Source organism: Bacillus sp. FSL W8-0645, assembly GCF_038007905.1.
Classification (GTDB): domain Bacteria; phylum Bacillota; class Bacilli; order Bacillales; family Bacillaceae; genus Bacillus; species Bacillus pumilus.
Map to the genome: position 1 here is coordinate 3113805 of NZ_JBBOYC010000001.1, position 26489 is coordinate 3140293.

26 protein-coding genes are annotated in these 26489 nt (G+C 40.0%); 4 read left to right on the plus strand and 22 right to left on the minus strand.

Translation table 11 applies throughout. The annotated features are described in order from the left end of the window. Positions 1–11: 11 nt before the first annotated feature. The 7 genes from NST39_RS16120 to NST39_RS16150 all read right to left on the minus strand — a co-directional run bounded on the left by NST39_RS16120 (position 12) and on the right by NST39_RS16150 (position 7120). Positions 12–1289: a cation:dicarboxylate symporter family transporter gene (locus NST39_RS16120; RefSeq protein ID WP_003213370.1), complete on the minus strand. Its 1278-nt coding sequence runs from the start codon at positions 1287–1289 to the stop codon at positions 12–14. Between the two features lie 176 nt (positions 1290–1465). Beyond that, positions 1466–1600, minus strand: coding sequence for a hypothetical protein (locus NST39_RS16125; protein ID WP_341029250.1), 135 nt, complete (start codon positions 1598–1600; stop codon positions 1466–1468). Further along, complete coding sequence (locus tag NST39_RS16130; protein ID WP_341029253.1) at positions 1597–4032, minus strand: heavy metal translocating P-type ATPase; 2436 nt, start codon at positions 4030–4032, stop codon at positions 1597–1599. Before NST39_RS16130 ends, NST39_RS16125 begins: the two co-directional genes overlap by 4 nt. Positions 4033–4112: 80 nt before the next feature. Further along, a complete protein-coding gene (gene copZ, locus NST39_RS16135) occupies positions 4113–4319 on the minus strand; it encodes a copper chaperone CopZ (RefSeq protein WP_012011271.1) in 207 nt (68 codons plus the stop codon). 74 nt (positions 4320–4393) lie between these two features. After that, entirely contained in the window at positions 4394–4699 is a 306-nt protein-coding gene (locus NST39_RS16140) for a metal-sensing transcriptional repressor (RefSeq protein WP_065098016.1), read from the minus strand. Positions 4700–4800: 101 nt separating this feature from the next. Next, a complete protein-coding gene (locus NST39_RS16145; protein ID WP_341029256.1) occupies positions 4801–5256 on the minus strand; it encodes a DUF6376 family protein in 456 nt (151 codons plus the stop codon). Positions 5257–5530: 274 nt separating this feature from the next. Next, on the minus strand, positions 5531–7120 hold the full coding sequence (locus NST39_RS16150; RefSeq protein ID WP_341029258.1) for a histidine kinase N-terminal 7TM domain-containing diguanylate cyclase: 1590 nt from the start codon (positions 7118–7120) through the stop codon (positions 5531–5533). Between the two features lie 245 nt (positions 7121–7365). Here NST39_RS16150 and NST39_RS16155 point away from each other — a divergent pair, with 245 nt between their 5' ends. Continuing rightward, entirely contained in the window at positions 7366–7605 is a 240-nt protein-coding gene (locus tag NST39_RS16155; RefSeq protein ID WP_341029260.1) for a hypothetical protein, read from the plus strand. 335 nt (positions 7606–7940) lie between these two features. Here the strand turns inward: NST39_RS16155 and NST39_RS16160 are convergent, their stop codons facing one another. Next, positions 7941–8774, minus strand: coding sequence for a hypothetical protein (locus NST39_RS16160; RefSeq protein WP_341029262.1), 834 nt, complete (start codon positions 8772–8774; stop codon positions 7941–7943). A gap of 111 nt (positions 8775–8885) precedes the next feature. Further along, entirely contained in the window at positions 8886–9203 is a 318-nt protein-coding gene (locus NST39_RS16165; protein WP_341029264.1) for a hypothetical protein, read from the minus strand. Between the two features lie 53 nt (positions 9204–9256). Between NST39_RS16165 and NST39_RS16170 the strand changes: the two genes are divergently transcribed. The 3 genes from NST39_RS16170 to NST39_RS16180 all read left to right on the plus strand — a co-directional run bounded on the left by NST39_RS16170 (position 9257) and on the right by NST39_RS16180 (position 11575). Further along, positions 9257–9865: a hypothetical protein gene (locus tag NST39_RS16170; protein ID WP_319610290.1), complete on the plus strand. Its 609-nt coding sequence runs from the start codon at positions 9257–9259 to the stop codon at positions 9863–9865. A 358-nt stretch (positions 9866–10223) separates the two neighbouring features. Next, positions 10224–11198: an ETX/MTX2 family pore-forming toxin gene (locus NST39_RS16175; RefSeq protein ID WP_341029267.1), complete on the plus strand. Its 975-nt coding sequence runs from the start codon at positions 10224–10226 to the stop codon at positions 11196–11198. A 185-nt stretch (positions 11199–11383) separates the two neighbouring features. Next, positions 11384–11575 (plus strand): hypothetical protein, encoded by a 192-nt coding sequence (locus tag NST39_RS16180; protein ID WP_319610292.1) that lies wholly within the window; start codon positions 11384–11386, stop codon positions 11573–11575. Between the two features lie 173 nt (positions 11576–11748). On the opposite strand, the gene NST39_RS16185 is transcribed toward NST39_RS16180, so the two are convergent. From NST39_RS16185 to NST39_RS16245, 13 genes are all read right to left on the minus strand, one after another. Then, on the minus strand, positions 11749–12216 hold the full coding sequence (locus NST39_RS16185) for a hypothetical protein (RefSeq protein WP_319610293.1): 468 nt from the start codon (positions 12214–12216) through the stop codon (positions 11749–11751). 161 nt (positions 12217–12377) lie between these two features. Then, positions 12378–13214 carry an N-acetylmuramoyl-L-alanine amidase gene (locus tag NST39_RS16190; RefSeq protein ID WP_319610294.1) on the minus strand — a complete coding sequence of 279 codons (837 nt, stop codon included), beginning with the start codon at positions 13212–13214 and terminating at the stop codon, positions 12378–12380. A gap of 46 nt (positions 13215–13260) precedes the next feature. Further along, positions 13261–13524, minus strand: coding sequence for a phage holin (locus tag NST39_RS16195; protein ID WP_277518874.1), 264 nt, complete (start codon positions 13522–13524; stop codon positions 13261–13263). Positions 13525–13543: 19 nt separating this feature from the next. Beyond that, positions 13544–13756 (minus strand): BhlA/UviB family holin-like peptide, encoded by a 213-nt coding sequence (locus NST39_RS16200; protein WP_034325266.1) that lies wholly within the window; start codon positions 13754–13756, stop codon positions 13544–13546. A gap of 61 nt (positions 13757–13817) precedes the next feature. Next, a complete protein-coding gene (locus NST39_RS16205) occupies positions 13818–13997 on the minus strand; it encodes an XkdX family protein (protein ID WP_075622183.1) in 180 nt (59 codons plus the stop codon). Then, positions 13994–14278, minus strand: a complete 285-nt coding sequence (locus NST39_RS16210) for a hypothetical protein (protein WP_341029274.1) — start codon at positions 14276–14278, stop codon at positions 13994–13996. The genes NST39_RS16205 and NST39_RS16210 overlap by 4 nt, the downstream gene beginning before the upstream one ends. A gap of 14 nt (positions 14279–14292) precedes the next feature. Continuing rightward, the gene (locus NST39_RS16215; RefSeq protein ID WP_341029276.1) at positions 14293–15615 is read right to left on the minus strand and encodes a phage baseplate upper protein; all 1323 of its coding nucleotides are present in this window, start codon (positions 15613–15615) and stop codon (positions 14293–14295) included. 12 nt (positions 15616–15627) lie between these two features. Further along, the gene (locus NST39_RS16220; protein WP_341029278.1) at positions 15628–18183 is read right to left on the minus strand and encodes a peptidase G2 autoproteolytic cleavage domain-containing protein; all 2556 of its coding nucleotides are present in this window, start codon (positions 18181–18183) and stop codon (positions 15628–15630) included. Positions 18184–18220: 37 nt separating this feature from the next. Further along, positions 18221–19987 (minus strand): phage tail protein, encoded by a 1767-nt coding sequence (locus NST39_RS16225; RefSeq protein WP_217012946.1) that lies wholly within the window; start codon positions 19985–19987, stop codon positions 18221–18223. Positions 19988–19998: 11 nt separating this feature from the next. After that, complete coding sequence (locus NST39_RS16230) at positions 19999–20835, minus strand: phage tail domain-containing protein (protein WP_217012945.1); 837 nt, start codon at positions 20833–20835, stop codon at positions 19999–20001. Continuing rightward, positions 20836–25269 carry a phage tail tape measure protein gene (locus NST39_RS16235; protein ID WP_341029286.1) on the minus strand — a complete coding sequence of 1478 codons (4434 nt, stop codon included), beginning with the start codon at positions 25267–25269 and terminating at the stop codon, positions 20836–20838. A gap of 203 nt (positions 25270–25472) precedes the next feature. Then, positions 25473–25817 carry a phage tail assembly chaperone G gene (gene gpG, locus NST39_RS16240; protein ID WP_106035272.1) on the minus strand — a complete coding sequence of 115 codons (345 nt, stop codon included), beginning with the start codon at positions 25815–25817 and terminating at the stop codon, positions 25473–25475. Between the two features lie 56 nt (positions 25818–25873). Further along, complete coding sequence (locus tag NST39_RS16245; protein WP_341029291.1) at positions 25874–26488, minus strand: major tail protein; 615 nt, start codon at positions 26486–26488, stop codon at positions 25874–25876. Between the last annotated feature and the right edge of the window lies 1 nt (position 26489).

The following is a 26489-nucleotide window of genomic DNA, read 5'->3' on the forward strand; positions in this document are numbered from 1 at the left end:
AAGATCTCCTTTTACGCTGCTTTTGTTTGTTGTTTTAATTCCTCAATATACTTCTTCGATTTCTCTTGATCAAAAACTTTTTCCCACTTAGACATGACAATGGCTGCAAGTGAGTTACCAAATACGTTAACAGTTGTACGAACCATGTCAAGAATACGGTCGATCCCAACGATGAAGGCAAGTCCTTCAAGCGGCAGTCCCATTGCACCAAGTGTTGTGATGACAACAACGATTGATGCACCTGGTACACCAGCCATTCCTTTAGATGTCAGCATCAAGATTAATAGTAACGTAATTTGCTCATAGATGGAAAGTGGCATGCCGTACATTTGTGCAACAAATATGGCGGCAATGGATTGATAGATGGCACTTCCATCTAAGTTAAAGGTGTAGCCTGTTGGGATAACGAACGACGTGATCGCTTTCGGGCAGCCGAACTTCTCCATTTTATCCATTAGTCTAGGCAGTACAGCTTCTGAACTTGCTGTTGAGAATGCAAGAATGATTTCTTCTTTTAGCACTCTAAATAGTGTAAAGACGCTTGTTCCAGCTAATTTTGCGATAATGCCAAGTACGACAATCACGAAGAATGCCATTGTGCCGTAAACGACAAGTACCAGTTTACCTAGCGGGAGAAGCGCTCCGACCCCGAATTTGATCACCGTCACACTGATGAGCGCGAATACACCAAATGGTGCAAACTTCATCACTTTATTGGTCACCCAGAACATGGCTTCGAGTATACCCTCAAAGAACCCTAACACTGGTTTCCCTTTGTCTCCTACTGCGGCTATTCCTAATCCGAATAAGACGGTAAAGAAGATCGTTGGTAATAGATCACCTTCTGCAATGGATTGGAAAACGTTTGTTGGCACTAGATGCACAATCGTTTCAGAGAAACTTGCTTTTTCGGAAGAAGCTTTCGATGTCTCTTCATATTTAGAGATATCGCCTTTTTCCATGTTGCTCATGTCAATTCCTGTACCAGGATGGAAGACGTTTGCTGCAAGCAGTCCTACTGCTAATGCAATCGTTGTCACAATTTCGAAGTAAAGAATCGTTTTCCCACCGAGTCTTCCGATGGTTTTCATATCCCCTACACCAGCTACTGCTACAATCAACGCAGCAATAACAATTGGCAGAACGATCATTTTAATTAAATGGATGAATATATCGCCAATCGGCGTTAACACATTAATAACGGTTTCATTTTGATAAAACAGCGCTCCCACGATAACACCCAGAACAAGCGCAATGAGTATTTGAGAAGCTAACCCTAACTTTTTCATACGTGAACCCCCTTTTTTTGATAACGCTTTCTTTGTTGCTTAATCGCATCTTAACGATGAACCTACAAAAAACGACAAAAAGGAACAAAAAGAAGTGAATTTTTTATGAAAAATCTTTTAAAAGGTGGGTTTTTCCACAAAATTGTTAAAAAAAGACTTCGCTTTTGGGCGAAGTCCTAATAATTTTGCATTTGTTCACTTGGTGTATCTTTTTGTAAATAAGCTCCAGCGTATATCGCATATCCAATAAGGACCAGAGCAACGTAGAACAATGCACTAATCGTCCAAATCCATTTGACATTCAGCTTCATTGTGCCACTCCCTCTCTAACCGGTTTCAGTCGCTGCAATCTGAGCGCATTCAATACAACCGACACGGAGCTAAAGGCCATTGCTGCTCCTGCAAGCCATGGCGCAAGAAGTCCTAAAGCAGCTATCGGTATCCCAATACAATTATAAGCAAGCGCCCAAAATAGATTTTGCTTGATGTTTCTCATCGTTTTTCGACTAAATTCAAGCGCATCAGCAATGGCATGGAGGTCTCCTGTCATGAGTGTGATATCTGCTGCTTCCATGGCGACATCTGTCCCTGTTCCAACTGCCATCCCAATATTTGCTGTCGCAAGGGCTGGTGCATCATTGATGCCATCTCCGACCATGGCGACTTTCTTTCCTTGTTCCTGAAGCGCCGCAATGTGAGCAGCCTTTTCCTCAGGCAGAACTTCAGCAATGACATGATCAACGCCCGCCTGTTTCGCAATCGCCTCTGCTGTCATCTTGTTATCGCCTGTCATCATCACGACGTGAATCCCTTGCTTTTTCAGACGCTTGATCGCTTGAGGTGAAGATGATTTGATCGTATCTGCGACCGCGACAATGCCGGCGACTTCTCCATCAACGGCAACAAGCATAGCCGTTTTCCCTTGCTGCTCCAGCGTTGTGACGGATGCTTCGACTTGATCATATGGGATATGATGTTTCTGTAATAGCTTACGCGTTCCAATCAAAAGCTTGCGCCCTGCCGCCTTTGCTTCAATTCCATGACCTGGGTCAGCTTGGAAGGCTTCAATCTCGACCGCTTCTAGACCTTGTTCCTTCATTCCATCTGTGATCGCTCTGGCAAGCGGGTGTTCCGACTGTTGTTCAGCTGATCCTGCTAACTGTAGGAGCGTATTTTCTGTCCAATTGGCAGACGCTATTACATCTGTCAGACTCGGCTCCCCTTTTGTCACAGTTCCTGTTTTATCTAAAACCACCGTATCCAGTGATTGGGTCACTTCTAAATGCTCTCCGCCTTTAAACAGAATGCCTGATTCAGCCGCACGGCCGCTACCCGCCATAATAGAGGTTGGAGTAGCAAGACCAAGTGCACAAGGACACGCAATGACGATGACCGCTATAAAGGTTTCAAGTGCTGAAGTCACATTCCCTGGATCAACAAAGAAAAACCAGATCATGAAGGTGAGCACAGCAATTCCTACAACGATGGGTACGAATATCCCTGATATTTGATCGGCCATCCTTTGAATCGGTGCTTTTGAGCCCTGTGCCTGTTCTACGACTTTAATAATCTGTGAAAGGGCGGTCTCTTTTCCAACCTTTGTCGCTTTCACTTTCACAAACCCATTTTTATTGATCGTTGCCCCGATGACCGCATCACCAGCCGTTTTATCAACAGGCAGACTTTCGCCCGTAATCATGGACTCATCAATTGCGGTTGTTCCCTCCACGATCTCTCCATCTACCGGCACTTTCTCTCCCGGTTTGACAAACACAAGATCATTCACTTTCACTTCGGAAATAGGGACGGTCATCTCTTTCCCATCTCGCTCGATGACCGCTTCTTTCGCTTGTAGGCCCATCAGCTTTTGAATCGCTTCTGATGATCTCCCTTTTGCTCTTGCTTCCATTAATTTTCCGAGCACGATCAACGTAATGAGTACAGCACTTGTTTCATAATAGAGGGCTGCCTCATGTGTGCCTTGAACCGCTGACTGAATGCTTTCATATAAACTATAGAAAAACGCAGCTGACGTCCCAAGTGCGACAAGAACATCCATGTTGGCACTTTTATTACGTAACGCTTTATACGCACCTACATAAAAGGGCCAGCCGACAATGAACTGAACGGGCGCTGCTAACGCTAGCTGAACCCAAGGATTCATGAACGCTTCAGGCAGCCAAATAAAAGACGTGAAAGAAAAATGACTGACCATTGCCCAAAGAAGCGGCAGTGACAGAATCATTGAAAATAAAAAGCGTGCCGTTTGCTTCTCTATTGCTGCTTGGCGATGATCTTTCTTTCCTTCCTCTGCTTCATCTACAGCTGGTTCAATTAAAGAATACCCAATGGACTGAACCGCTTCCTTTATATCACTTGTAGACGTTTGGCCTGGGTGATACGTGACCTGAAGGGTCTCCAGCGCAAAGTTCACAGATCCGTGATCAACACCCTCCATCCGGTTTATTTTTTTCTCGATTCGGTTGGCACACGCTGCACACGTCATTCCCTCTATATCAAATTCCGCTTGCTCCATCACCACATCGTAGCCGAAGGATTGAATTTTTTGCTTGAGATCATCTGGTGTGAGTTGTTCTGCTTCATACACAATATGAGATGTTTCAAGCGCCAAATTCACATTGGCATCCTCCACACCTTCCAGCCTGTTCAATCCTTTTTCGATGCGTCCTGCACAGGCAGCACAGGTCATCCCCGTAATTTGAAAATCAATTTCCTTTTTCATTCATCTCACCTCTTCATATACTCCATAGGGGTATCTTTTTTTGAAAAAAATACGTGCTGTTATGCAGCACGTATGTTCATTTATACGACATCATATCCCTGTTCTTCAATTACATCAGAGATACGGTGTAACGTGACTTGATCTGGGTGAAATGAAACTTCCACCTCTCCTTTGTCTAAATGGACTTTCACAGATTCAACACCTGCTAGTTCTCCTACATTTCCTTCGACTGCTTTCACGCAATGTCCGCAAGACATGCCCTGCACTTGAAGTGTTGCTTGTTCCACTTCTCATCGCCTCCATCAATCATTTTCTACACCTTACTATACCCTAGTAGGGTATAAATGTAAACATATAAATGCTACGATTTTGTCAGTTTCGTAAAGACCGTCATTAACTCTTCAATGGCTTCATCCCCATTGCCGCTCTTGATTGCATCTGCTACACAATGATGGGTATGCTTTTCCATCAATTGAAGACTGACCTTTTTCAAAGCCGCATTGACAGCGGAGATTTGATTGACAACATCTATACAGTAACGATCGTTTTCAATCATTTGCTGAATCCCACGCACTTGTCCTTCCACTCGTTTCAATCGATTGATCAATTGATCTTTATCCTTGTCGGCTCTTGGCGAAGCCATATGTCTTTCTTCATGTTCTGTCATGTGATCACCTTTTTTCTAATATGACTTATCTTTACTTAAATTAAAGCATATCTCCACCGGAAAAGGCAAAGATATGCTGAATACACTCTATCGTGTTTGCTTTAGTTTGTTAATTGTTCAATGTCCTGCAATAGATTGACGGACTGCTGAAGCTGCTTGATCAATCCTTGCTGATCCTCAAGCATGGCGGCAACGTCGATGTTGTCTGCTTTCAATTGCTGTAAATACGTTTGTATTTCCTCTGACAGCACCTTATTTTTTTCAATGATCTGCGCATGCAGGTCTTCTGCTATTTTAGGTGCTGTGATTTCATTAAATTCTTGAATGTCTGCATTCAATGATTCTAACTGCTGGGTTAATTCTGCTTTTTTGGCGGCGTTTTTCACAGCTTCTTCTGCGAACTGTGGAAAGTCCTCCGTAAATTGCTGAATGTCCGTCACATACTCATTTGCCTCTGTGACATATGTCGTTGTATCACTTACTTGGTCAAGCAAACCAGAGCATCCACTTAATACAAGCGTGCCGGAAAAGAGCAAAGAGATCACATATTTTTTCAAGATTGATCATCCTTTCATCTGAGGTTGAAAGCATCATTTGTCCCGCTCCCCCCATCACACAGATGCAATAAGACCTAAAAAAGCCAGACCTTTGCCTCATGTGTAATAGGCAAAGGTCTGGCTAACATGTTCATGCCGGAATGGCCGAGAAACAACGGATGTTTCTGTAATGACGACCAAACCGTAAAAGCTACTCCCCTTTAGGAAACCGTTCAAATGTTATGTTTATCATATCGAATGTCAGGACAACCGTCAATGAGAAGCTAGCAGCAGGTTAATGCTCTTCATAAAGCATATAGTCCGCTCCAGTGGACGCATAAATCCGGTTGCGTCCTTGGCGTTTTGACATATACAAAGCTTGGTCTGCTTCAAATAGAAGAGTTTCTAATACATTGGGATCATAAGCTGTGTGAGCAATTCCAAAGCTCGCTGTCACTCGCACTTTTTCCTCATCATTCTCAAAGAAACTCATCTCAAACGAATGTCTAATTCGCTCCGCAATATGACACGCCTCTTCAAAAGAATGATGCGGCAGACAAATAGCAAACTCTTCTCCGCCATATCGTCCGAATAAATCGTCCATTTGTAAATGCTGCTGGCAAATGGTGACAACATGACGCAGCGCCTCGTCTCCAATATGATGTCCGTGCGTGTCATTGATTTGTTTAAAAAAATCAATATCAAACAACATAACAGCCGTATCTTGCGCATCCTCTTCTAGGATCATCTGCGTTCGTTCAATAAATGAAGACCGATTGAAGATATTCGTCAATCCATCAATATACGCACGGCGCTCCAGCTCTTCCTGGAGCAAACGCTGCTCTGTTACATCACTGATCACAATTTGCCTGCCCTCGATCTCTCCTCTTCTATTAAATAACGATGAAGCGGTCAGGTGATAATAGCTGGACTGGTCTTCTTCCTTTTTCCACATTAAATCATATTGCGAATGATCCTGTGGAGAACGCAGCCACTGAATGAACGCTGACTCTTTAGTGATTTCTGAGAAAATATCGTCGATTTTATAGCCAATTCCCTTTTTATTCGCAAGTGCTGGAACGATCGATGCAGCAGCGGGGTTGTAGTCAATGAGTGTCCGGTATCGATCTAAAATGAGAACTCCTTCAGACATATGCTCAAACACACGCTCCATTGCAATGGGAGAGAACTTAAAGAGCTGGAACGACATAATCGCCCATAAGTAGAGTGCATTGGTTAAAAACATCACCACAGGGACCGGGTCAATATGAAGAGGCGTAACGCCTAATAAATAGATAAAAGATGTCATGGTTGGTAGTAGCATTCCCACTAGCAGAATGAGGATCTGCTTTAAATATTCTTTTTTTGTGACACGTAAAAACCAAACCAGCATAAAAATAGCGAGCATCGAACAGCCAAATGTATAAACGCCATGAATGATATACCAATAGCTAATCGTAAAATCAGCCAATAAAATTCCGTCTACTGGATTCATCGTGATGCTTCGGTAAAAGAGTGAATGAAAAGAGTTGGTGAACACCATAATGGTGGTGAGAATTGGAATCAGTAAAATGAGAAGCACGCGGCGCTTTGTGAAATATTGATGGAACCCCGTAAATTGCAGCACAATCATCAGACTGAATGGCGCGATGAACGGAAGACCTATGTATTGAAAACAAACCCAGAACATGATTTCTCCAGGGGTACTTGCCAATAATTCAAACGTGTGCCCAAAGATATAAATCGCAGTTGCTCCAGACATGTACATAAACAATTGACAGCCAATATACCGGTGGCGGTTCGCATGAGCAATGATTGATAATATCACGGACAGAATGCCAGAAACACTCATGATCATAATAAAATATAAAACAATCGAATCCATGTAAACGCCCCAATTTCAGTTATTTAGAACTAGTCTATCTTACTATATATGAGGAAGTCACAAATGGGAAGATGTGATTTTGATTTGGGTGGAGGTTTTTTGTAAAGTTTCGGTCGACTTTTGTCCATGAGACCTTATATTTCCACTACTTTTTGCTTAATTTGAGGGAGAGATATGTTGCGCTCGGAGAAATATCTGTACAATGTGGGGATTGGGAATCAATGAAGAGGAGGCTCGGAAGGCATATGACTTTTATGATTATCATGGCGGGGCTGTTTATGCTGGTTCTTTTGGAGAAGCCATTTGAGAAGAGAACATCTGGATTGATATTTTTGGTGAGTTATTTACTGCTGATTGCAGTTTATGTGATTCAAACAACGTTTGTGAAAATTGTATCGAATGGTTTGTTGATGATGATGGCAGTGATTGTGGTTTGTCCTTTGTTTGTGCGGTTGGTGGTGTCTTCTCAGAAGACACGTTCTTGAAAACTATACAAAATTGAGACTATGTTAGTACTTATTTTGTCAGTTTAATTATAAGTTAAATAGAAAGCTAACTAGTATTTAAATGTAAATGATCAATTAGATTATATTCAATTGAATTACCTTACAAAAAATAAGCAAGCTTTTGCTTGCTTATTTTTCATAATCACTTATTAGTAAATAACTTATCAATAATGTTAATAGCAATAAGACAAATAGGAAGTGCAATGATAATGTACAAAAAGTTTTTTGGTACAAACATATTGTAATAATAGAAAAATACACTGATAAAGAGAATCATAACAGCATACTTCATTATACTTTTCACAAAATTCCTCCTAATAAATATCCACCCAACCATTATTAGGGCGTTTATCCCTTTTATCCAATTGTTTAGCAATTTGGGTTCCAATATCCAAATAATTTAGAGCAATCGCGACAGCAACACCAATAGAAACCGCTAATTTTTTAGCTCCCCACGCCTTTAATCTACTTGACACGGTTTTAGTGAATATTCTTTTCGCTTCTGCTTTGCCTTTTTTAATAATAAATGATTGTATAACACCAACGCCACCCCCGACAGCAAAACCAATAACAGCATTGAAAACTGCACCTGCAAACCTAACAGATACACCAACCTTTATACCTGATGATTTTTTCTTTTTAGCAGCTTCAACTTCTTTAACCCCAAAGGAAGAAACAAATAGATCTTTAGAAAATGCAAAATCCTCATTATCTACTAGAGTTGAATCATTTATTTCTTCCACTAACTCTTCTTGTGCTGCTGACAAATCATTATATGTATCAGATTCTTTATCGAAGAAATTTGTTAGTTCTTTTCTAAATATTTCCTTCTCAGTAACATTTGATAGCTCTGTTTGTTCTTCTACTATTTTATCAAAAAGTTTTCTCTCATCTTTCGTCATTTCATCTATCGAAGGCATATTTCTAACCTCTTCTTCAAGATCGAACTCTTCAGATAAAACTTCCCTACTCAATTTAACATCATTTGAATTTATACCCTCTACTGTTTCACCTACTAGAACTCCCTCTAACACAGGTTGTTCCTCAATATCTGACTCTGCGAAACTAGTTAGAGTAGATAATGAACTAATCGTGAAGATAATTACTGTCAAAATTGAAACTCTTTTAAAAAATAAATTCATCGACACCTTTACAAATACCTCCTATAAAAGTTAAATTCTTAATACCTGTAAACAAGGAGACTCCGAATAAAAATTTAGGTTATAATACTATGACTAAATAAAAAAAAGACGCTATTTTTAGCGTCTTTTTTTATTAAAGTTTTTAATAAAATCCTTTTGTGCTAACCAATCGTTTAGAACAACATGTTGAAAAAATGATGCCAGACCCGCATCAAGGGCTTTCAAACCCTTGATACGACTGCATTCTAAAAGTTTTGATGGAGACGGTGGGAGTCTATTAGATTGCTTCATTATACTTATAAAAATAGTTGAATCCGTTGATTCTTCAACCTTTAGTGTACTGTTTTTACAAGAAATTAAAACAATGATTTTAAGCTTTTGTAGCCAAATTGTCGCCATGATGTTGCCATGACATTCAATGTTTTCGTCCTTCATATCAGTTAATATGCTACACTGATATGGAAAATAATTGTTATGGAGGGTTTATATTGAATTACATTAAAGCGTGTTTCTTCCTATTGATATGTACTACATTGTTAATTGGATGCAACAGTGAAAACACCACTTCAAAAGTAAAAGAAACTAAGAAAGTTGAAAGTGAAGAAAATAATAAAGTAAGTGAAGTTAAAGATCCAGAAAAACCATTTAATTTCAAAATTGAAGAGTTCGCCAAATCATATAATAAAACAGCGCTAGCCTTTAAAAATGCTGAAGAAGGAGTAAACATCCAGCAAATTAAAATTGATGAAGTCGGTGATTTCACACCAACTGAAATTGCAAGTGGACAAATTTTCACAAAAGAGTTATTAAACAGAACTGATGACTCTGACGGTACTTTTAACCTGCAAGCATGGCATGATCTAGATAAAAACTTCTATCGCCTGCACATATTTACAACTGGATCAGAAAATATAACATCTGAACAAGGTGCACTCCATACAATAGCAGTGTTAAAAGCTTTGGATATCGATATTAATCATTTAAATGATTTTTTAGATAGCGAAAAAGATTCACTTAATGTAATCGATGGAGATTACTCTGTGCAGTTAACTAAAATTCCTAGTATGTCATTAATACTAAATATTGAACCTAAGTAAATTCTTAATTGTAGCAATATCTTTTTAAAATTATTAAGGCCCTCCAATTCAACTTGAAGGGCTTTAAATTTACATTTATAATCGAACATACATTCTTTTATAGGAGGGTACGGTGTGACCGATCTTGAAAGGAAACTTTACCGAATCATCTACAATATGAGCAGATTCGGAAAGAATCCCTCGATGGATGACCTTAAAAGGAAAAAACATCTGTAGAAAAAATACCAAATAACATAAAATGATAAAAAATAAAGCCTTTACATAATTGGAAAATTTAACTATAGTTAAATCAAAGAGAATGTTGTGGATTTTATATTTATAACTTCTTTTCTAAAAAATAAACGGAGATGAATAACGAATGAAAACAAGAAAAATATTTACATGTGCATTCTTTTCAGTATTTGTTTTACTTCTAATGTTTACTTTTAAACCGCTAGATGTATACGCCGATAGTGATGCATACACTCAGTTAAAACACCGATGGTCTGACATGTCGTATGATTTGCGCTATGGAAATAATCTAGTTATTAATTACCCAGACAACCAGGTACTTTCAAAGCCTCGTTATTTTAATAGTTCAGAGGAATACTACAAAGTGTATGCACAAGGTTATTTTACTTCTTCTCCTCCAATAGATGGGCATGTAGCAGCATGGATGGATAATCAATTTGTAAAAAGCATCGGAGATCCAATACAGACTAGTACTAATAATGTTATAGCTACTAAGGAGGTTCTCACTAATAACACAAATAAACCACGAGAATTATTAACTCCAGAACGATCTTTTACAAGAACATATTCTACAGTTTTAACTCATACGAACAATGCCGATTTCGGATTGAAGTCTACCTCAAAGTTTATGATCCCTTTAGTTGGTAGTACAAAAACAGAATTATCTGCAGTATATAAGTACGGAGAATCTAAATCACAAACAACAACTGAAAGTAATACTATTAAAATACCATCTCAAAAAATAACCGTTGATCCTGGACAAAGTGTTGAAGTTACTTATCTAATCACTGAAGGTGAGGCAGTAGGGAAATTAGGGTTTTATGGTACACTTAAAGGTTGGACTCCTAATGGTATGGCCTATTTCTCACCAAATAAAGGTGAGGTTCCATTTAATTTTATGCAAATCGGTGACTGGTTCCTAACTAAAGGAATAAGTGAATATAATGGATGGTCTTATAATGCACCTGATGAAATGAACTATAAGATTGATAATGGTACTTATAAAGCGAATTATTATTCTTCAAGTCAGTTAGATATTACTGATATAGATACTAATCAAACAACTAGAATTAATGTGCCAGCAATCATAAAAACTAATTAGTAGCGGCCACCGCACATGTGCAATGATAAATTGCATGTGAAACAGTAGCTAAATTCTAGTATGAACGTGCTGGGAAACAAATGAAAATTACCGATAAAGTTTCTTCTTAAAAATGACCCTTCAAGTTGAAGGGTTTTTTATTACATTTATAATCGAACATACATTCTTTTATAGGAGGGTACGGTGTGACCGATCTTGAAAGGAAACTTTACCGAATCATTTATAATATGAGCCGGTTTCGCAAGAATCCTTCGATTGATGACCTTAAAAGGAAAACGGGTAAAGATGAACTCGCGATCCGTAAGGCTGTTAAAAACCTTATCACAAGAAAAGAATTAGAATGGGATAAAGAGAAGAAGGAATGGAGGTTTAAGTAAACAACAAAAGCCGCCCGGATGGACGGCCGACAAGTATCATTTGTTAATGTTTTTCTTTATTTCTTCTATCTCGTTTCTGAGGGATTTATTTTCTCGTTTGATCTTAGAAACCTCTACGACTGTCAGTAACAAAGTTGCGATTATGAGTAAAATCAAAATATATTCAAACATAATCAAATGTCCATGTAGTAGTCATCGAAGCCAAACGTTCCGGGAATACCGATAACAGGTACTAATGCGGCTCTGAATTTCCATCTATGTTTTTTGTAAAACTTCTTGCTGAGCTGTTTACGTTTGTACAGTTGTTTTGCAATATAACGCCCTGCGCCATATCCTGTACCAACAACGGCAGCCATGCTTGTAATTGCCGCCATTACTACAAAAAACGGATTATGTACTGTGGCTTTATCTTCTTTGTCGAAAAGACTGTCGATTTTAAAGATGTCATTGTCAGATAGGCCAAGTTCTAAAGCGCCTTGATATAATTCAGGATCATTCTTGGTGAAAGATTCTGTTGTTTCGTTTTGTTGCACATATTGTGACTGATTAGTTTTTGCATCTGCAAACTCTCCAAGCGTACAGGAAATACCCAACGTAGCTACAATGGACAATGATATTCTTTTTATCCATTTTTTATTCAAGTCAAACCCTCCCCCTTTTGTAATCACAGGTTAAGGATAACTTAAAATATACAGTAATTTCCATAGTTACAAATAACCGAATACCAAAGGGCTGGTTAGTAATAAAGTATGGAAATTACGACAAATAAAAAAAGCCCCTCCATTTTGGAAGGGCTTTTCATTTATTTCTGCTTTGATTTTAACTTTGTTGATACTTTTAATATCTCAACATATTTAGATGCAGCTGTGATATAAAGACCTGATTTCAGCTTGTACATTTTTGATCCGTTTACGTTGACGGTCTTATCAATCGTAAACGCTTCACCAGGCTTTACTTTTTTGTGCTTCGCTGACCAATTGGGTTTATCATAGACCCATAGCCACCCGTCTGCATTCGGCTTCACTACGGCCATTTTAATGCCTTTTGGCGCCGTTTCTTTTTTAGAGCTTGTTTTAGATGATGATGACACCTTTTTTAAACCGACGGCCCCCGCGATACCTTCTGCGTGTCCCTCGGCCAATAGGTTCAGGAACGAATCTTGTTTCAGCAGCGCGGCATCTTCTTTACGGTCGATGAAGAGATTCTCTGTCAAAATTGCTGGCATTTTTGTTTCTCTTAAGACGGCCAAATTTTTAGACTTAGTTCCGCGGTCTGATACTGTTCCTTTCAGCTTTTTATAAATTACATCATGTACAATTTTTTGCTGTTTGCCAGTGCTGGATGATGCTGATAGTTTATCAAAACGAAACGTCTCAAAACCCGTTCCTCCGCCAGCGTTGATGTGGATAGATACAAAATAATCAGCGCCCCAATTATTTGCTAGTCTAGCTCTTTGAGACAGATCAATGTAAACATCGGTTGATCGTGTGAGCTTAACTGATGCCCCATACACCTTTTCAAGAATCGCTTTAGTTTTCTTAGCAATAGTTAGTACAAGTTCTTTTTCTTTCAATCCGTTTGCTACTGCGCCTGGATCGTGCCCACCATGTCCTGGATCAAGCATAATTTTTTTCGTCATATTCAATCTCTCCTTTGTATAGAAAAAAGCCGCCTAGGGCAGCCCTTTACTTCGTTAATCCTTTTTGTTTTAGGACTTCTTTTTGTTTCTTTCCTTTAGATGTCACATAGTTGTTCTTAAACCATGTGATGAGCGTCATAACAGTTGTGAAGAGTGTCGAGCCAGCAACATATAAAACATCTGCTAAATTGTTTACTGATTCTTCATCCAGTGGTAAAGGTGTCTTTCCAAACATCACTAAAAACTGATTAATCAAAGCAACTAAAAGAAGCACCGTACGGATCACAGTGCCTTTGTCAAAGTTTTTCATATAAATTCCTCTTTTCGTCTTATTTTTGGTTTCTTTCGATACGATCTAGTTTTTCAATGACAACGTCATATTTCTCACTGAATTTTTCTAGCACATGGTTTTGAGCATCTATTTGCTCAATCAGTTTGTTTTCACGCTCTTTTGTTGTGTTGAGCACATAAAACAGCACCCAACAAAACAACACCGCAAACGGTCCTTGTGTCATTAAATACTGCGCCAAATCCATTTCCATTTCACTCACCTACTCCCTCATTTTGTCCACCTCCTTTCGAAGGCAAAATAAAAAGCACCTGTTAAGATGCTGTTGTTCCTAAATCCGCAGAAGCAGCTGGCTTATCAAACGAAACGCCTGTGATCTGCTCAAATTCTTCTTTTGTGATTACCTTTAAAGAGACATACTCTCTCATTATTTCAAGAGTGTAAACGCCCCAATCCCAAAATACTTTGATATCGTCAGCCGTCGGGTATATCATGATGACCCACCCCTCTGAATCTGCGATACCTGCAATGTGAGTAAAGCCATTTGTTTTTTAAGTGTGGGTATATCATTGGGCAAAGGGGGTTTAGGCTGCAAGCCCTCTATATACTCTTCGGATGCTGATTCAAACCACTCTCTCTTGTCCGCATCATATTCAGGAAGGTATAAACCCTTTTTCGGCCGTACATCCGTAGCATTTTTCGGCATCTCTTCATAATCACTTATGACATCTTCACCTTGATATTTAAAATTCTCGTCAAAGTAATAAATGTGCATGATGCTTCCCTCCTTTACCACAACGGAATAGATTCATTTATCTCAATTCTCTTCACCTTGGAATTATCATTTGCGTTGAGACCGTCAAATTTTAATGATCCATCTTTCGCAAGCGTCAAACGTGCCGACCCGTACGATCCAACCGTGGCACCCCCAAATACGGTTTCCCCTGACGGTTTTTGAGCAAAACGGGCAATGACTGTATCGTTCGCCGGGACTCCCTCAAACGATCCCCGAAGAAGTAAGTCATTTTGGCGTATAGAGAATTGGAGAGGATTTCCCGTAAATTGTTTTACTGTTCCAGCGACTAACGTTACTTGGTTCCATGTGCTGCTTAAATCTTTTTCGGATAACACTCGATCCCATCCTTTGAAACCTTGGGCATGAAATGTACCGATCCAAGTTATGTTATCAAAAGACCTTGTAGCGATAATGCACTTATAAACTACTTCATTTTGTTCATAGGCCGTCTCCAACACATTGACGTAATAAAAGCTTGTATCATTTTCTACTGGAGCATTAAGGAGCTGGGCCCCCATGTAAGGACCTGTAGGTAGGGTAAATATGTCGGTACCATTCGGAATCCTTGCAACTTTACCATCGTTAGGTGTAAGCCTATAAAGCTGGCTCTTGTTCCAGTTGCTTTTCTCTGATTCCGTTACATGGATTTTTTCGTTTTTAAAGTGTGGATCGACGTATTCTTTTGCCGCTTCCAGTGCTGCCGCTGCTTTACCTTCTGCACCTGCAGGTGTTTCTGCATGTTCATCCGTATATTTTTTAGCTGATGCAAGTGCTGCATCTGCTTTAGACTGGGCGCCTTGTTTTGTTTCGATCTTTTCCAAGTCCTCAAACTTGGCTCTCAAATCATCAATCGTTTTTATAGACTCTTCGTAAAGATCATTTATCTTTGATTTTAAAGCTTCGAATTCGTCCACATAGTATTCTGTGACCGGGATAATATCCTGATCAATGAGAGACTTCGAAATGTTAAAAGAAAACTGGTGCACAGACATAGATTGATCATTTGCATAGTACAAATTTAGCTCAGCTTGTACTGTGCCGTAGTGCTTGACCTCTTTGTCTGACAAAACGTACTCGGCGTGACCGTTCACTCGATCAATAATATTTATGTCTCGAATGAATCGGCTGCCGTCAGACATAACTAATACAAGTTTTCCCGTGACAGCTGCTAAAGGCAGTGGTACTCCATCTTTCGTGAGTTTGAAAATGAGCCTTGCTGTCTGACGATCCTGCGTCCAAAAATTTATGCTGGTTGATACACTTGAACTGGTATATGCGTTTACATCAAAATCTAATCTCCCATTTTTAGAAACCATAAATGACACCTCCTATCTAATAAATACTTTTGCAATACCATAACCCATTTCGGAATCATAAGGCGTTTCAATATTCATCACTTGCCAATTGGACTGACCTTTTGTCGCAATACCGTTTTTAGCTTTGACTGAATCACCAACGTTTACCGTGTCATCAATCCGTACCATGACTTGTCCAACCAATCCAATCACATGCCATTCTTTACGTTCAGCTCTTGATTGATAGGCTTTTGACTTTTCAGGATCATAGTCAGGGTTTTCTATAGGTAAATCTAGCACCTCGAAAATTTCATTGCCTTCTTCATCATAGTGAGCAACTTCAACTTTTTGAGTTATCAAGGCACCAAAACGATCACGTAAATACTTCCCTTGCCATTCAAAGGTGGATTCTCCAAGAACAACTGCGGCAGTATTTGACACCACTCCTAGTAGATAATCACCTAATTGTGCTGGCATAATTTTTTCGCCTTTCAGTGTAACGATTGTACCTGTCGGAATCTCATGACCACTTGCGCTTTCAAAATACTCCGCGTAATCCGAAAGAGAAGACCCGCCACGTACTTGACCTGCACTCGTGATGTTTCCTGACTTAGATGAAATTTGCCATTTAAGATCGTTGTATCCCCCTGAAATAGTGTAACTCTTTGATTGTTTAACATTATGTGATGACAAGATTGTACGGGCATATCCATTACCCTTCGTGTGGCTGTTGTTGGATGCGATGACAGCTTGTCTTGATCCTTCGGTTGACGATCCCGCCCTAGAAGCTAATACACTATTTGCAGGACCTTTTGTTTTACATGAACCCGTAGCAGCAATGACCGCGCTCGAATCTGACAAAGCGTGTCCTGACGTTGAACCAGCAACCAATCCACCTTTTAAGCGTGTCGGCATCTGCTTATTAGTATTTTTAGCTAGATCTGCTGCTTTGCTATAGCCATTTGCGTGTACTCCTACAATCGTTGTTTGTGTATTAGGTGAATACACCCCAATGTTGCCGTTAGAATGAATAAGATTTCCTGCCATCAGTTTGACTGAATAGACCCTTCCACCTATCCCAATCCCTATAGGTGCGGAATTCTCGATATTAAAGTTCGTGATAGTAACATCATCAGCTCTTTGCGGGCCACCAAAAACTCGAACATCGTGAGAAGCTCTTTTAAAGCCAGTGATTGTTAAACCATTGATATCCACCCGTCTACTTTTGTATTGAATAGCAACAACTGGATTCCCTTTGTAGTCATAAGATGGGTTACCTATCGCTGTAAAATTAGTTACTTTAACACGATGGTAAGCAGACACTACAAGCGCTCTAGGCGATAACCCCTTGTACATATCATTAAATACAGGTTCAATCGACACACAATTTGTAAACGACACATCGCGCGCTGTTGTACTTTGCGGGTCAGATGCGCTGTGGTGTCCAATGTGTCGTGCATCATAACTCCGCACGTCTCGATAAGATACATGATCTGATACATGAACATTTTGAGCCGCCGGCCATTGTGCATGTGCTTTGACCTCTACTCCTCTAATGTTCCCGCTTGTATAAGATCCATCTACCCAAACATTTCGAGATCCATCATCAATCTCAATACCGTTAGAATTTGACTCGCCTTCTTTATGTGCCTTTCCGCTAGGGTTAGTGCAATGGCATGACTTGATAAAGATGTATTCGCTATAATGAGTCGAAATACCGTCATCACCGTACCCACTCGCCTCGCAGTTCTCAATCCAAATATATCTACATCCATCTTTTGTATAATTAGATCCTGATATATTGTAAGATGGTGCGGTGAAGTCAAAACCATGTAATCCCGGATTAATGGATTGAACATTTTTCACCCAGCCAAAATGGACTTTGGCGAAAGTTAATGCACTTGAGGCAATGCCGCCCGTTGCCCTCATGCCGCCCTGTCGATCACGATTCCAGTCTAATGAAAAACCATCAACGTAAATGTTTTTGTTACCGCTATGGTCTTTGTTTGTTAAAAGAATCGTGCTGGCAGGTGCATCCTCATGAAGTTTGAAAGTAGTAATCCCTTTTCCCTGTCCGATCAATGCCGAATTAGAAGGAATACGTATTCCGCGAACGATATATACGCCGGCAGATGCTTTTACTCGAACTCGACCGTTTCCAAACGCCTTTTTAAAAGCCTCTGTAGAGTCTGTCTTTCCATCGGGTACGGCTCCAAAATCGTCCACATGCACTTCGCGCTTGAATCGCTTATCAATCTTTGCGAACTCGTAGTCTAGGCGATCTTTAGCCGTCTTGTGTATACTAGCGTCCGTTGCGACTCGTATATCTACAACCTCTTTTACGTCCTTGCCATCATGATTCAATACAAGGTTTGTCAATCTAGCCCACACATTATCGATCCTATTTGCAACGGTGAACAAACCATGTTTAATTTGATCTGATGTGTGAACTAAAACGCCCTTTTTGTGTGTTTTCAATTGATCTTCGTTTTGATTCAATTGATCTTCGATTTTTTGCATATCTTCACTCAACTGATGAGCGTATCTTGAGTTTCGAGTTGTATCATATTGTTTTCTCAGCCTTACCATGTTCTCACTCTCCTTTTTTGGCAAAAATAAAAAGACCCTATCTAAGCGTCTTGAGCATGTCGTTTATATATCGTTGTAAGTTTTTTACTTGTTTTGCTTGATCTACTGTTATTCGTTGTATGTCTTTGCGGAAGTTCGCAAATGTTATCGTTGGGCTGCTATACGGATTGAGAGGGTTATGCTGAATTGAGACAACTCTCAAATCGTCCTCAAAGGTTATTCCGTCTGCTGTGTCGGCGATGACATGTATCGTGTCGCCTAACCAGAAATCTTGCTCAATTTCAAGAAGTTTTGGTTCATATATTTTCTGAAACTCCACCTCTACTGTCATTTCAGGATATGGATTTACATGCTTTTTTAATGCTGAAATGATGCTGCTAGATTTTTTGTATCTCTCATCCTTAATTGGTTCCGCCCAGCGTGGTTTACCTTCAATGAGGAATTTATCTTCATCGGGATGAATATAAAGAACTGGTTCAAAAACATATTCAGGCTCTTTTTCTTCATCTTTTGATGCTTCTTTTTCATCTTTTGTTGTTTTGCTGTCATCCTTTGATTTAGAAACAGAATCCGTTTCTTTTTGAGCGCCGTATCCCCATGCCCGAGTTGTACAATTCTGAGAATCTGTCGTGATTGTGATCCCAGGCATGTTATAGCGACTATCAAGCACAAAATCTATTTCTTGTCCCATTTTTTTGTAAACATGGATTTTGTAATTATCTACGTCTAACTCTATATCATAATCTTCAATGATTTCATCCATAAGCTCTGTGGAATTTTTTTCACCGAAGTTTTCTTGTTCCGCAGAAGAAATTTCACCATCTTTTGCATGAATGACATATTTGAAATCAGTTCCTTTGAGAGCAATATCAAGCGCTTCTTTAATGCTTAATTTCTTAGAAACTGTTTTTTCAATTCTGTTATTAATTAATAGAACAGAAAAGATATGCGCAGCTGTAACCGTTTTTGTTAGCACTCCATTTTCCTGATGCAAACTTACATTCGTAATGTAGTATTTTTGATGATTATATTTCTTTTCATCAAGATATAAAATGTTGTCCACAACCAATAGCTCAAACTCTGTGGCATTTTCCTGTGTACGCGGCAGTGTAAAGCTGAACGATTTTTTACCTGTTGGATCGGCCGTGAAGTCAACAGACACACCAGTGATCTCTATGACATCCTTTCCATCCTTGCTTGATACGTGAAGCTGCGGGAAATCCACATCAGACGGCAAATGTTGATTGAGTGGCATGTCCTTCCCATCGTATTCCTTGCTTGGATATGTCGGTTTAGTTGGTGTTTCTGGTTCACTTGGTTCTTCTGGAACATCGGGAACGTCAGGAACGATTTCGCCATCGTACTTAGTCAGATTGTATTTTTCAATGATGCTGTTGAGTTTTGACGGGTAATGTATATCAGTAGCATATCCAGCTTTGAAAACGGCTGTAGTTGCCTTTTTATAATCTTTTTCACCGACCACTGCCTTGTAACGACTTAGACGAGTGTATAAGCTCCCAAGATCAGCTAAGCTCTCTGCGTATGATGGATACTTTCTAAACTTAGCTTGTATCCTGGTAACGTTCCCCTTTTTATCTTGCTCACTTGTCCACATCAGTACATATTTTCCGTTATATGTACCTTTGACCCCAAACAGATTGTTGGCTTGTTTAGAAAGACCACTCGTCCCGAAACCACTTTCTAAGCACCCTTGAGCGATGACAAGACTTGCAAGCACGTTATATTTTTTGTAAACCTTTTGCGCTCCCGGTGCCAGTTTTTTAATAAAGTCAGCCGCAGCCATGTCACCCCTCCTTATGCGTAATAGAACCTTGTGTCAAACACAATTTCAATATCGCTGGCGTTTTGGATTTCGAAATCGTTTCTGCCGATATCAAGTGACGGAAGCCTACCAGATGTCTTGAGACGTTTCTTGTTAGCAACGGTGTACTGTTTAATAAAAGAAACTTCGCGTGACTTAGTTAACTCATCTTCAATTTTCAATCGCTCCCCCGTTGTATGATTGATGATGGTTACACCTTTTCCCTTGGCTTTCAACGTCACTTGGTAATCATGCCTCAAAGGGTTGATTCTAAAATCTCCGATGTTGTAGATGCTGAACGTTTTTTTATTCTTGAATGAATACTCTAGGTCGTCACGCATCTCAATATTCATTCCAGGACTCCACCGTTCACCCTCAAATGATTGACGATTTAGTGATGTACTTTTCGATTCAGCAGCACCCAAAACATCCGTAAATTCTACTGTAAACACAACATGATTCTTTTCTTTTTCCTTTGGAACTGAAAAATTCCCATCACAAGTCACCAAGAAGCGCCTGTTTGGGAATAAATCGCAAGCAATATAGTATGGGTACGGTTTAACTAATAAAGCATATAGTTCACTTCTATAGCTGTAGAAATTTTCAGCAATGATTGAGTTCATATATATTTCAAGCTGAATCTGTCTTTCTTTGTACTTCACATCCCGTGGATGTTGCGGTAACATGATACCGTTAATTCGTGGCAATGACACTGTCTCAAATTCAACAATTGGTGAGGCAGGTGTCAGGCTTAACGGATGGAAGTGAGGAAGCAAGTCATTTAGACTTTGCTCACCCAATCCATTGTTAAAATCAATATATAATTCCATCTACCTCACCCCACTCATAAATGCTTGTTTTCTGTATCTATCTCCTGTGGTTTGGTCAACTTTTCGACCATCAATTTTGAAGTTAGGGTCCTTCGCAATTAATTGTTCAAACCCCTTCTGCATCATCATTAATCCTTGAGACAACAGGTCTATTTGTTGAGCCATAAGACCAATTTGCTTGTTTTGATTTTCAATCATCTGTCTCATGTCAGATCCATCTTGCTGCCTGCTCTGAGGCTTGTCTCCTTTGTTACTAATGCGATCAAGCATCTGTAAAGCTGTGGAGATCATACCTTCTCCAAAACTAGGCACCCCAAGCTCTTTGCCGAGATTAGAATACAACTGTAAAGAACGCTTACGGTACTTTGGTTCAGTGGTGATTGCATATTCGCGCCAACCGTTCTCCCCTAGCTGCGCAATTTGATGATTGTCAATGACACCACCAGATGCATAACCGATGTAAGGGCCACCGCGCGCCATAGATTTTAATCCCGGATGGTTATAGATACCGCCATAACGTTTGTTAAGATAGTTAATTGCGGCAACAATTTGGTGTACTGGATGTTTGATGTTTCCATATCCAGACTTTTTGTATGCAGAAAATGTGCTTGGTATAAACTGCATAAGCCCTTGTGATGGGTGTCCTGCTTTCCAGTTACTATCCCATCTGTTAACTAATGTCGGGTTACCACTTGATTCCTTCATGGCAATGGTTTCTAATGCTTTTGCATAGGATGGGGAAATGCCTGTGATACCGATAGCTTGTGCAACCCACTTTTTGACTGCAGCACTACCACCTAAACCTTTGAATGCTCCGCCATCGCCTCCAAAATCACCTAACGATTTTGTTAGAAATCCTAAAGCTCCTTTTTGAATCGTCTTTAAAATACCTGTTCCAAGTCCGTCTATCCCTTTGCCGGATTTAAAGGGAATAAGACCGCCAAATATATTGCTGATAATTTTCTTTGGACCAGCCATCACAAGGTCAAACATATCTGACCCAAAATCTTTCACCTTGCCGACTACTTCACCAGCTTTTTTGACGCCCTTTTTAAAGAAATCACCAACACCGCCTGCATAACCCGGTAAGCCCTGTGAAGTGATTTTTTTGGTCTCGTCATGTGGCAAGACTGATGTTCCGCGAGGTAAATCCCAAATTTGAGGACCACCAACGCCGACCATATATGTTCCAATACCCGGAGTATGAGCAAGCTCATATCCTTCCTCACCAACCAGCGCACGACCGCCCGGATGGTAGTCAGTACCTTTGGCATATGCATTTTTTGCGCCGCCTTTTTTACTTACGTATCCTTTAGGTTTCCACTCAGGAATTGTCTTCATGTTCATGAATTCGAGGACTTTATTGATATAGTCAGTAACGGTATTGACGACACCAGCTAAATCAACAATAAATGTATTAAATTCATCTAGCACTTCGCCAGTCTCCCAATCAACTTGATCGATGTGTCCTTGTGCTTGTTTCTTTGCTTCTTTCACAACGCCTTTATGAGTTTCTTCAGCTTTCTCTATTGTTTTATCTTTTTGTTCTTTTGCAGCTTTAACGGTCGCATCATGTTCTTCTTGGCTAATATTACCTTTGACGTAACGCTGGTCATCTGCAGCTTTCACAACTGCATTGTATTGTTCTTCAGCATCACTAATGACTTTGTCTTTTGCTGATTTACTATTTTTCACCGTTGCGGCAGCCTGCTTTGCAGATAAATTGGACGATTCAGCTTTTAGCTTTTTGGAAATGAGTGTTTGTTCATCCTTGCTTTTTGTAAGAGCCGTTTCAATTTCTTTATTCATTGCTTGTGTATGTTCTTTGACTTCTTTCCATTCTTCTTTAGTTAATTTACGGTGTTCTTTAGCTGCTTTTTCATAGATTTTTTTTACTTTATTCTCGTGTTTCTCTATTGCCTTTTGCTTTTTCTGATTACCTTCTTCGATGCTCTTAAGAATTCCCTGCTCGTCTTTATCTTTAAGAGCATCATTTTCCGCATAGAATTTACCCAAAACATCTAAGGCTTTATCAGCACTGTCTTGGTAACCTTTTTTCAACGTGCCTGCCATCTCTGAGAATTTACCTGTTATATCTTTGGCTAGATCATCTGTGATCTTTGTTTGATGTCGATAAAGGCTGTCTAATTTTGCATTGGCTTTTGTCTCCATGTCTTTATAAGCATTTATAGCTTTAGAAGTGGATTCAGATACCTTATCACCAAAATCTATCGTTGCTGGTAAGACGCGTTTTTTCAGGTTGTCATAATATTTAAAACCTGCTTCGCCTAGAAGCGTGACTCCTGTTATTAACATGCCTACAGGACCACCAAGCACAGATAAACCGCCTCTAAGCAAACTCACAACACCTGCACCTTTTTTAAGGATGTTAAACAGGCCAAAACCGCCTTTTGCAAGTTTTGTGAATCCTCCTGCGCCTTTTACGGCATTTACACCCATCATCACTATGCCCTTACCGAATTTTAGTATCTCCGGCAAAAATGAGAGTGCAAGACCTCCAATCATACCCATTGGTCCACCAAACATCATTAAACCGCCACCAGCAATACGAGACGTACCGCCAAGACCACGCATTGTCCTTGATGTTCTTGTGGCCGTTTGATTTAGACGGCCCATTCGAGTCGTCGCTAGACCCGTATTTTGTTGTAAACGACCCATTCGAGTGGACATAACGGCTGTTGATGCTGCAGCTGTGTTGATGCCAGTTGCCGCAGTTCGTGAAGCAACGCCCGCTGTAGCAACTTGTGTCGAGTATACGCCTAGACTTGCTGATGATCCTCTGACAGTGCCTGTCAGATACGTGCCAGCAGTACGCAGCACTCTCCATCCTTCGGCCATTCTTGGGATGAGACTCAATAACAACAACGAAGCTCCACCTAAAAGACTGAAAGCTGTAACTGCTGCACCAGTAACCGCAATAGTTCCCATAACAGATGGAGGAAGATGATCAAACCAGTTAACGACTTTTGTTAATCCATCTACCACTTTGCGGACTGTAGGAATAAATTGATTACCTAATGAAATAACCGCGTTATTTACGGCTGAACGCAGGTATTCCACAGATCCTGCAAGGTTGTCCATTTGCTCTTTTGCAACTTTTTCAGCTATACCGCCACTGTTTTCTATTTCTTTAGTGAATTTATTAAGCTTACCTTCACCCGCATGTAGCAAAGTAATAAAACCTGATAAGGCGTGCTGCCCTGCCAATTGTTTTGCAATACGTATTTTTTCAGTCTCAGTGTAATTCTTGGTCTTTTCGTTAATTTGGCCAATAATATCTGCAAGAGGGCGCATTTTTCCAGTAGAATCGGTAACGCTCAAGCCAAGTTCATTTATTGCATTTCCTGCTTGTTTTGGTGGTGATGCTAACCTTGTTAAGGTGGATCGTAATGCAGTACCCGCCATATCTGCCTTGATTCCACTGTTCGCCATGATGCCCGTTGCGGCCGCTAACTCTTCCATGCTGACACCTGCAGTTTTTGCAGCTGGTCCCGCGTACTTCATCGTTTGACCAATCTGCTGTAATGTCGCATTCGAGTTAGTGAACGTGTAGGTCATGGCGTCCGCCACACGGTTTGTATCTTCTGCAGCAATGTGAAATTCCGTTAAGATGTCAGATACAATATCTGCTGTTACACCTAAATCTGTTTGCCCTGCTGCCGCAGTAGCAAGCAAGCCCGGCATTGCACCAATGATGTTATTTGTTTTATAACCAGCCATTGCAAGGTATTGCATTCCTTCGGCAACTTGTCCGTCTGTAAATTGTGTCGTAGCCCCTAAATAACGCGCCTTTTCTGTGAGACGATCCATTTCGACAGAAGAGGCGTTTGCCACAGCACCGACCCTGCTCATCGCCTTTTCAAAGTCTGCGGCCACTTTAACAGCTCCACCTATTGCGACGGTGCCTGCTACTCCGATACCTGTTAATGCCTTCCCTGCCATTCCCGCAGCAGAGTAGACAGATTGTAACTCTTCTGATACTTCCCCAGCATTCTTCTTAAAAACAGAAAAAACACCAGCTGCTTTATTGCTGGTGCTTTGTAACTGCTCGAATTCTTTAGATACCTGCCGAAGCTCTTTTTCTAGCTTCTGGTGTACAGCGATGGATTCGTTGAGTTTTCGAGCGTGAATTTGTGTTTCTCTTTTATCACGCCCTTTTTCTCTTACCAATTGTTCATAACGTTTTCGATGCTCTTCTACTACTTTACCCTGAATACGATATTTATTGTTAAGTCCATCAACTTTGGCTTGCAATTCTTTTGCTCGATTGCCGGTATTCTTATAAATTTCAGTAGCTGCTTTAAATTCAGAATTAGCAAGACGCATTTGCCTTTGAAGACCTGTTATACCTCTGTTAAAACCTGAGTCATCCAGATTGACTTTGGCGACCATATTGCCGATTGCTTGAGTCATTTATGTACCACCCCGCTTTCCTGACGAAGATTTCAAGACTTAGAATATTTGATCAATCGTCACTTCTTTTGCTTTGCTTGATGCATTCAATTCTAAGAAATGAAAAATATCCATTTGATCAATTTCATGCATCTTCCAGCCTTGCTCAAGTAATTTAGTATAGATATTATTTAATTGATCTTTGCCGTTTTTTAAAGGCTCATCTACGCCTTCATGTCGGGCAAAAAATCTTTTTCTTCCTGCGTTTCGGCTGCTTTAAATCCCATGATCTCCATCATGATTTTTCTAACTGCATCCGCAATTTCGAAGGATTGAAAGCCTTCTTGAAACTGATCGAAAGTAAATTGATTCTGAAAGACACGTACAATAAATTTGATTCGTTCATTCAGACTTTTAACAAGTTCTTTCGCATTCTTCGTCTCTGTTGCTTTTTCATCTAACTCAAATGCCTCATAAAGTGTTTTTGCGTTTGTTCTTGGCGCAATAAATGTTTTGTGTTTTTTCTCTTCTTCGAACCAAATAGAGATAGAAATTTGTTTTTGAGTCATCGTGACTCCTCCTTGTTTTTTATTTTCCAATGAAAAAAGAGAGCTTTTCAGCCCTCTTAAACACCTTTTCCAATATCAACACTGCTGCCGTTTTCTGTTTTATCATCTTTGTATGCTTCTCCAAAAACAGACTTGTAAAAAGCATCAAGATTAAAGTTTTCAGCATCTTCATCTGTGACCACTTTAAAAAGATCGTCCTGCTCACGGTCAACAAATTCCGCAGACAGTTTAATGGTTTGGAAATCTGTCTTATCTTCTTTTGTCTTCCACTCATCGCCTGGAAGAGAAAAACGCCCTTTTACTAAACCGACATGACGAGACTTTCCGTTTGCTTTTGGACCTTCAAACGTCATTGCGACCCACGGCGGGGTAATGTTCTTTTTGAACAAGTACAACCCGTTTTTGTCCTGTTCGATTCCTAGCAACTTCGCAAGAATTTCCATAGGAAGATCCCGCATTTCAATTTCTAGCTTTGTAGAACCAGTTGAAACCACTAAATCGACCAGCTTGTTATCTGCATACTGCTTCTCGGTTGATGTCTCAGTTTCCACCTTCATATTGATTGCATATTCATATTTTAAAATTTCAGTTGGCACAAAGAATTTCCCTTTCTTTTGCAGTGGTGCAAACTGAACATTTTGCAAACCAGTTACTGAACTGTACTCAGCCATA

Bases quoted from the DNA above. Each gene is read 5' to 3' on its own strand.
- NST39_RS16120 (WP_003213370.1), bottom strand. From the start codon at position 1,289: ATGAAAAAGTTAGGGTTAGCTTCTCAAATACTCATTGCGCTTGTTCTG.
- NST39_RS16165 (WP_341029264.1), bottom strand. From the start codon at position 9,203: ATGAAGGACGAAAACATTGAATGTCATGGCAACATCATGGCGACAATT.
- NST39_RS16215 (WP_341029276.1), bottom strand. From the start codon at position 15,615: ATGGTTTCTAAAAATGGGAGATTAGATTTTGATGTAAACGCATATACC.
- NST39_RS16225 (WP_217012946.1), bottom strand. From the start codon at position 19,987: ATGGCTGCGGCTGACTTTATTAAAAAACTGGCACCGGGAGCGCAAAAG.
- NST39_RS16210 (WP_341029274.1), bottom strand. From the start codon at position 14,278: ATGCACATTTATTACTTTGACGAGAATTTTAAATATCAAGGTGAAGAT.
- NST39_RS16140 (WP_065098016.1), bottom strand. From the start codon at position 4,699: ATGACAGAACATGAAGAAAGACATATGGCTTCGCCAAGAGCCGACAAG.
- NST39_RS16175 (WP_341029267.1), top strand. From the start codon at position 10,224: ATGAAAACAAGAAAAATATTTACATGTGCATTCTTTTCAGTATTTGTT.
- NST39_RS16125 (WP_341029250.1), bottom strand. From the start codon at position 1,600: ATGAAGCTGAATGTCAAATGGATTTGGACGATTAGTGCATTGTTCTAC.
- NST39_RS16230 (WP_217012945.1), bottom strand. From the start codon at position 20,835: ATGGAATTATATATTGATTTTAACAATGGATTGGGTGAGCAAAGTCTA.
- NST39_RS16200 (WP_034325266.1), bottom strand. From the start codon at position 13,756: ATGGAAATGGATTTGGCGCAGTATTTAATGACACAAGGACCGTTTGCG.
- NST39_RS16130 (WP_341029253.1), bottom strand. From the start codon at position 4,032: ATGAAAAAGGAAATTGATTTTCAAATTACGGGGATGACCTGTGCTGCC.
- NST39_RS16205 (WP_075622183.1), bottom strand. From the start codon at position 13,997: ATGATATACCCGACGGCTGACGATATCAAAGTATTTTGGGATTGGGGC.
- NST39_RS16245 (WP_341029291.1), bottom strand. From the start codon at position 26,488: ATGGCTGAGTACAGTTCAGTAACTGGTTTGCAAAATGTTCAGTTTGCA.
- NST39_RS16155 (WP_341029260.1), top strand. From the start codon at position 7,366: ATGACTTTTATGATTATCATGGCGGGGCTGTTTATGCTGGTTCTTTTG.
- NST39_RS16195 (WP_277518874.1), bottom strand. From the start codon at position 13,524: ATGAAAAACTTTGACAAAGGCACTGTGATCCGTACGGTGCTTCTTTTA.
- NST39_RS16220 (WP_341029278.1), bottom strand. From the start codon at position 18,183: ATGGTAAGGCTGAGAAAACAATATGATACAACTCGAAACTCAAGATAC.
- gpG (WP_106035272.1), bottom strand. From the start codon at position 25,817: ATGACTCAAAAACAAATTTCTATCTCTATTTGGTTCGAAGAAGAGAAA.
- NST39_RS16190 (WP_319610294.1), bottom strand. From the start codon at position 13,214: ATGACGAAAAAAATTATGCTTGATCCAGGACATGGTGGGCACGATCCA.
- NST39_RS16150 (WP_341029258.1), bottom strand. From the start codon at position 7,120: ATGGATTCGATTGTTTTATATTTTATTATGATCATGAGTGTTTCTGGC.
- NST39_RS16235 (WP_341029286.1), bottom strand. From the start codon at position 25,269: ATGACTCAAGCAATCGGCAATATGGTCGCCAAAGTCAATCTGGATGAC.